The following is a 6,202-nucleotide window of genomic DNA, read 5'->3' as shown; positions in this document are numbered from 1 at the left end:
AGCGGGTTTCGAAGCGGTGGAAGGCGATCTGGCGCACGACGGTGTTCAAACCATCCTCGATCCGACCGGCCAGCAAGCCGCGCTGCTCTGACTTCGGGGCGGTCGCCAAGAGGCGGTCGAAGGTCAGCCCCTCGGCGAAGATCGACGCCGTCTCGGCCAGGGTCAGGGGCGTGTCGGCCAGAAGCGTGCCCTGGTCGGCCGCCAAGGTTTGGTGAACGCCATGACCCAGCTCATGCGCCAGGGTCAGGACATCGCGCCGCTCGCCCATCCAGTTCAGGAAGACATAGGGGTGGCGGTCGGCGGTGACGGGGTGGGCATAGGCGCCGGATTGTTTGCCCGGCCGCGCCCGACCGTCGATCCACGGTTGATCAAAAAAGCCGCCGGCCCGGTCGGCGAAATCGCCGCCCAGGTCCGAGAAACTGTCCAACACGATCTCGCGCCCCTGGGTCCAGGTGAAGGCGCGTGGCGTCGTGGTTTCGATAGGCGCGTTGCGGTCCCAGTGGTCAAGGCGCGCCTTGCCCATCGCCTTGGCCTTTAGCGCATAATAGCGGTGCGACAGGCGCGGATAGGCGGCGGCGACCGCCTCGGCCATCGCATCCACGGCCTCGCCATCCACCTCGTTGCCCAGGTGACGGCTGTCGGCGGGACGTTTGAAACCGCGCCAGCGATCCTCCATCGCCTTGTCGGCGGCGACGGTGTTCAGCACCAGGGCCAGGGTCGGGGCGCGGGCGGCCAGCGCCTCAGACAGACCCTCGGCGGCGGCCTTGCGGCGCGCGGGTTTGGCGTCCGACAGGCGGTTCAGCGCCTCGGCCAGCGTCAGTTCCTCGTGGCCCGCCTTTGCACGCAGGGCGGCCAGTTGCTCATCAAACAGGCGCGGCCATTGGGCCGTGATCGGGCCGCGCTCGGCGATGAAGGTCTCCAGTTCGGCCGACAGCTCATGCGGCTTCATCGCCCGCACCCGCCGCAGCCAAGGCCGCCAGCGCGCCGCGCCCGCATGGGCGATCAGCGCCGCTTCCAGCGCCGCATCGTCAATCTGATTGATCTCCAGCGTCAGCCAGACGGTCGGGGTGGCGATGGCGGTGATCTTCTCGCGCACATCGGCCTCGAACCCTTGCGCCGTCGCATCGTCGCGCGCGGTCGAGGCGGACAGAAAGGCGTAGGCGCCCAGCGCACCCAGCACATCGGACGCCTGCTCATAAAGCTGGATCGCGCGGTCCAGCGCCTCGCCCAGCGCCTGGGCGTCCTGATCCGCCGCCAGCCGCCCCTTCAGCCCGTTCAGCGCCTCGACCAGACCGCGCGCCCGTTCCAGGTCGGCGGCGACCTTGGCGTCGTCGCGCGACGCATAGAGGTCGGTCAGGTCCCATAGCGGGGCTTCGGTGTTGGGCGTCTTGAAGGGAGCGTTCATGCCCCTGTTCTGGGGATGCGCGGCGACGGCCGCAACCGTCCCTTGCGCTTTCTCGGCGTCACGGCCCGTGCAATCCTGCCTTTCGGAGACGCGTAAATGACCGAAATCCTGCAGCATGACACCGGCCGGACGGGCCTTGGCGGGGCCTCGGGCCTGGTTACGATTCGGCTCGCGACAGGTCTGGTTCAGGGGCTGGCCCTCTATATGCTGTATCTGGCGGCCGACACCCGCGTCTGGCCCGAAACCCAGCCGGTGATGTTCGGCGCCCTGGCCCTGGCGGCCAGCTATGTGCCGGTGGTGGTTCTCGCCGGCGTGGGCCGGGTCAAGCCGCTGGCCCTGATCCTGTGGGCCGCGGCCGCAGCCGGCGTGCTGGCCCTGCTGGGCGCCCACGACGTCGCCCGCCAGGTTCTGAAGCCGCATGAGGAGCCGCCTTTCCTGAGCTTCCCCGTGCTGGCCTTCGGCGCGGCGGCTCTGTTCATCGCCCACCACCTGATCGTGCCCGCGATCCGCGAAAGACGCTGGATCGTCGACTATCCCGATTATTTCGACATCGCCTGGAAGGCGGGGGTGCAACTGGCCCTGTCGCTGGGCTTCACCGGCGCCTTCTGGATCCTGCTGCATCTGGGCGCGGCGCTGTTCAAGATGATCGGCCTCGGCTTCCTGCAACACCTGCTCAGCGAGGCGTGGTTCGCCATTCCGGTCACGGCCCTGGTCTTCGCCACCGCCGTCCAGCTGACCGATGTGCGCGACGGCCTGATCCGGGGCGTGCGGACCGTGGCGTTGATGCTGCTGTCCTGGCTGTTGCTGGTGATCACGGTCCTGGTCGGCGGGTTCCTTCTGGCCCTGCCCTTCACCGGCTTGGACGGCCTGTGGGAAACGCGAAGCGCAACGGCCCTGGTCCTGTCTGCCGCCGCCGCCCTGATTGTGCTGATCAACACCGCCTATCAGGATGGGCGCGCAGACAATCTGCCGCCGGTCGTTCTGCGATACGGCGTGCGGGCCGCGTCCATCCTGATCGCGTGGCTGATCGTTCTGGCCGCCTGGGGCCTGGGCTTGCGGATCGGCCAGCACGGCCTGACGCCCGATCGGATCATCGCCGTCGCCTGCACCCTGGTCGGCGCGGTCTATGGCGCGGGCTATCTGCTGGCGGCCGTGAAACCGGGCGGCTGGATGAAGCCGCTGGAGCGGACCAATGTCGTCGCGGCGGTCCTGTCGGTTCTGGTCATCTTGGCTCTGTTCAGCCCGCTGGCCGATCCCGCCCGCCTCTCGGTGCGGGATCAGGTCGCACGGTTGCAGCGTGGGGCGGTGTCCGCTGACACGTTCGATTATGACTTCCTGCGGTTTGAGAGCGGCAAGGCCGGCGAGACGGCGCTGAGACGTCTGGCCGCCTCAACCGATCCACGCATCGCGCGAAACGCCCGCGCCGCCCAGGCCCGCCCGTGGCCATCCGGCGATACTGCGCAAGGACTGCAAGCGCGCAAGGCCGCCATCCGTCTGAAGGTCGTCGATGGCCAATCCGTGCCCGCCAGCTTCATCGATCAGTTGGACACGCAGGTCGACGTGCTGTTCAGTTGCAATGCGGAAAAGCCCTGCGTCGTGCGATCGACGGACCTGAATGGCGACGCACGAACCGATCTGCTGGTCGCCACGGCTCGCGAAATCGTCGCCTTCGATCAGGACGCCCAGGGCCAGTGGCGCGTGACGGGCCGATACGGCTTCACCTGCGGGCGCAATGCTGAGCGGATGAACGAAGGCCTGTCGAAGGGCGTCGCGACGGCCCCGGCCGCCCTGCCCGACCTGGTTGTCGAGGGCCAGAGATTGCGCGCCAGCCCCGAGGTGCGATGCGACGCGACGGAGCCACGTTAACGGGACGCTCACCACGCCGTGTCACCCGATTTTCACCTCGCCGCCCTAGGAATCGTCCCGAAACGATCCATCCTTGACGGGTTGGGCGACAAGACAAGGGATTTTCATGGCCAAGACCATCCTGGTCGTTGACGACGATCCGACCCAGCGCCGGCTGATCCAGGCCGTGCTGGAGCGGGACGGCAACGCCGTGGTCCATGCCGCCAGCGGCGGCGAGGCCATCGACCGGATGACGCGCGGCGGCGGGGCCGACCTGATCCTGCTGGACATGGTGATGCCCGAGATGTCGGGGCTGGAATGCCTGGCCGAACTGCGTAGCGCCGGGATCAATGAGCCGGTCATCGTCCTGACGGCCAATGGCGGCATCGACATGGTGGTCAAGGCCATGCAGGCCGGGGCCCAGGACTTCTTCGTCAAACCGGTGGGCCCGGAACGCCTGCTGGTCGGCGTGCGCAACGCCATGCAGATGAAGCGCCTGACCGCCGAGGTCGGGCGCCTGACCAAGCGCGTCCAGGGTCGCACCAGCTTCGACGACATCGTGGGCGACAGCCCGCCGATGCGCATGGTCAAGGCGTTGGGCGCCCGGGCCGCCAAATCCTCGATCCCCGTCCTGATCACCGGCGAGAGCGGCGTCGGCAAGGAGGTCATCGCCCGCGCCCTGCACGGCGCCAGCGACCGGGCCGGCAAGCCCTTCGTCGCCGTCAACTGCGGCGCCCTGCCCGCCAATCTGATCGAATCCATCCTTTTCGGACACGAGAAGGGCGCCTTCACCGGCGCCGTGGACAAGACGCTGGGCAAGTTCCGCGAGGCGGACGGCGGCACCCTGTTCCTGGACGAGATCGGCGAACTGCCGTTGGACATGCAGGTCAAGCTGCTGCGCGCGCTGCAAGAAGGCGAGATCGATCCCGTCGGCGGCAAACGCCCGGTCAAGATCGACGTGCGCATCGTCTCGGCGACCAATCGCGACCCGGCCCAGCAGGTCAAGGACGGCGCCTTCCGCGAGGATCTGTTCTATCGCCTGAACGTCTTCCCGATCGAGGCCCCGTCCCTGCGTGACCGCCGCGAGGACATCGCGCCCCTGGTCGATCACTTCATCGCCCGCTTCAACGCCGAGGAGGGCAAGCGGATCGCCGGATGCGCGCCCGAAACCTTGGCCCTTCTGCAAGGGTTCGACTGGCCTGGAAACGTGCGACAGCTGGAAAATGCGGTGTTCCGCGCCATCGTGCTGGCCGATGCGCCCTTCCTTCAGCCGCACGACTTCCCCGCGATTTCGGGCGTCGCCGCGCCAATGCCCGACGCCCAGCCTCTTCATGCCGCCACAGCCGCCGGCGCCCAGACCGACGCCGCCGCGCAGGTCGATCAGCCGATCCGGATCTTGGACGAGCGCGGCCATCTGCGCACGCTCGAGGACATCGAACGCGACCTGATCCAGCACGCCATCGAGGTCTATGCCGGGCACATGAGCGAGATCGCGCGCCGCCTCGGCATCGGCCGCTCGACCCTGTATCGCAAGGTCCGCGAACAGGGGCTAGAAGGTCAGTTGAAGGAAGCGGGTTGAGGCTTACGCGCCTGACTTCAAGCTTTTGAGAAACGCAGCCACACTCCCCTCTCCGTCATCCTCGGGCTTGACCCGAGGATCAGGCGCCCAGCCGCATAGACTTGGGTAGAGATCGACCCACTCAGGGTTCGTCCGTTCGATCAGCTCCAGCTTCCAGACGCGATTCCAGCGTTTCAGCGCCTTCTCCTGCCGGATTGCGTTCGTGACCAGTTCGAACTGCTCGTACCAAACCAACATTCCGCACCCGTAACGACTGGCGAAACCTTCGAAAGCCCCGGTCCTGTGCTGATGGCCGCGATCATAGAGATTCGACGTCATGCCGATGTAAATGACACCGTGCGGTCGGCTGGCTTGGATATAGGTGGAGATGTAAGGGCGGCGCTCGCTCATAAACGCTGAGTTGTGGACAGGCCGATCCTGGGGTCAAGCCCGAGGATGACGAACGGTTATGGCTCTTTTGGTTTCCTGCCCCACCGCCGTTTTGGCTCTTCGCCATTGGCCTTTGCGGTAATCTCTTTCAGCTTGCGACCCTGCATGGCCGAGAGGGCTTGACCCGGCGCGCCCTTTTCGGGGTCGGCGAAGGCGCGGCCGTGGGTCTTAACGCGCTCGCTGACCGAATCGATGAATTCGCCTTCCCATTCGGACAGGGAAACGCCCGCCTTGTCCGCCGCGCGGCGAGCGCGTTTCAAAGCGTTCAGCGCGGCGCGTTTGGCGGCCTCGCGCTGTTGCTCGAAGGGGCTTGGCGCGGGCTTTTTTGCAGCGGTACCGCCCTTCGGGCTGCTTGAGCGCAGGCTTGAAACACTACCGCTCTTCGGGCTGCTTGAGCGCAGGTTGGATGCGCCATCGCCTTTCAGGCCGCCCGATCGCGACAGCCCGCCTCCTGGCTTGAAGGGGGTGCGCTTCAAGCCGGGTCAGCCTCAGATCTCGCCGAGCGCCGACAGGTAGAGGTCCAGGATGGCGTCTTCTTCCTGGCGCTTGGCCTTGTCCTGCTTTCTGATGCGGATGACCTTGCGCAGGATCTTGACGTCGTAGCCCTCGCCCTTGGCTTCGGCGAAGACCTCTTTCATGTCGGTCATGACGGCCTGCTTGTCCTCTTCGAGACGCTCCAGGCGCTCGATGATGGTGCGAAGGCGGCCCTGCGCCGTGGCGGTGAGAACGTCGGAACCACCGTCGAACGAGGCGTCGTCAGCCATGGGGAATACTCCAGAAATCAGGCGCGGACGCTAACCATGCGGACAGGCGCGCGACAACCGCGAACACGAAAAAGGCCGCGGACAGAAATCCGCAGCCTGTGGATCGTCATCTTTCAAGCGCGCTATCGCCCTTCGGGCTGCCTGAGCGCGATCCAGCGCGCGCACGCCGCCGAAGCGGCG

Annotated in this window: 5 protein-coding genes and 1 pseudogene; 2 read left to right on the top strand and 4 right to left on the bottom strand. The window is 66.8% G+C overall.

All coding sequences use genetic code 11. The annotated features are described in order from the left end of the window. Nucleotides 1–1,357, bottom strand: a pseudogene (locus RT123_RS03835) (M3 family metallopeptidase); the annotation flags it as partial. A 144-nt stretch (nt 1,358–1,501) separates the two neighbouring features. Between RT123_RS03835 and RT123_RS03830 the strand changes: the two are divergent. Further along, nucleotides 1,502–3,271 (top strand): DUF4153 domain-containing protein, encoded by a 1,770-nt coding sequence (locus RT123_RS03830; protein WP_313007957.1) that lies wholly within the window; start codon nt 1,502–1,504, stop codon nt 3,269–3,271. A gap of 106 nt (nt 3,272–3,377) precedes the next feature. After that, nucleotides 3,378–4,829 carry a sigma-54-dependent transcriptional regulator gene (locus RT123_RS03825; protein ID WP_091748031.1) on the top strand — a complete coding sequence of 484 codons (1,452 nt, stop codon included), beginning with the start codon at nt 3,378–3,380 and terminating at the stop codon, nt 4,827–4,829. Nucleotides 4,830–4,832: 3 nt separating this feature from the next. On the opposite strand, the gene RT123_RS03820 is transcribed toward RT123_RS03825, so the two are convergent. The 3 genes from RT123_RS03820 to RT123_RS03810 form a co-directional block, all read right to left on the bottom strand. Then, nucleotides 4,833–5,219, bottom strand: a complete 387-nt coding sequence (locus RT123_RS03820; RefSeq protein ID WP_313007954.1) for a GIY-YIG nuclease family protein — start codon at nt 5,217–5,219, stop codon at nt 4,833–4,835. Between the two features lie 56 nt (nt 5,220–5,275). Continuing rightward, a complete protein-coding gene (locus RT123_RS03815) occupies nt 5,276–5,620 on the bottom strand; it encodes a hypothetical protein (RefSeq protein WP_409514550.1) in 345 nt (114 codons plus the stop codon). 126 nt (nt 5,621–5,746) lie between these two features. Further along, nucleotides 5,747–6,022, bottom strand: coding sequence for a DUF2312 domain-containing protein (locus RT123_RS03810; RefSeq protein ID WP_017505946.1), 276 nt, complete (start codon nt 6,020–6,022; stop codon nt 5,747–5,749). Between the last annotated feature and the right edge of the window lie 180 nt (nt 6,023–6,202).

Origin of the sequence: Brevundimonas vesicularis, assembly GCF_032067225.1 — a bacterium.
Classification (GTDB): domain Bacteria; phylum Pseudomonadota; class Alphaproteobacteria; order Caulobacterales; family Caulobacteraceae; genus Brevundimonas; species Brevundimonas vesicularis_F.
This window is presented reverse-complemented; position numbering and strand designations above follow the sequence as displayed.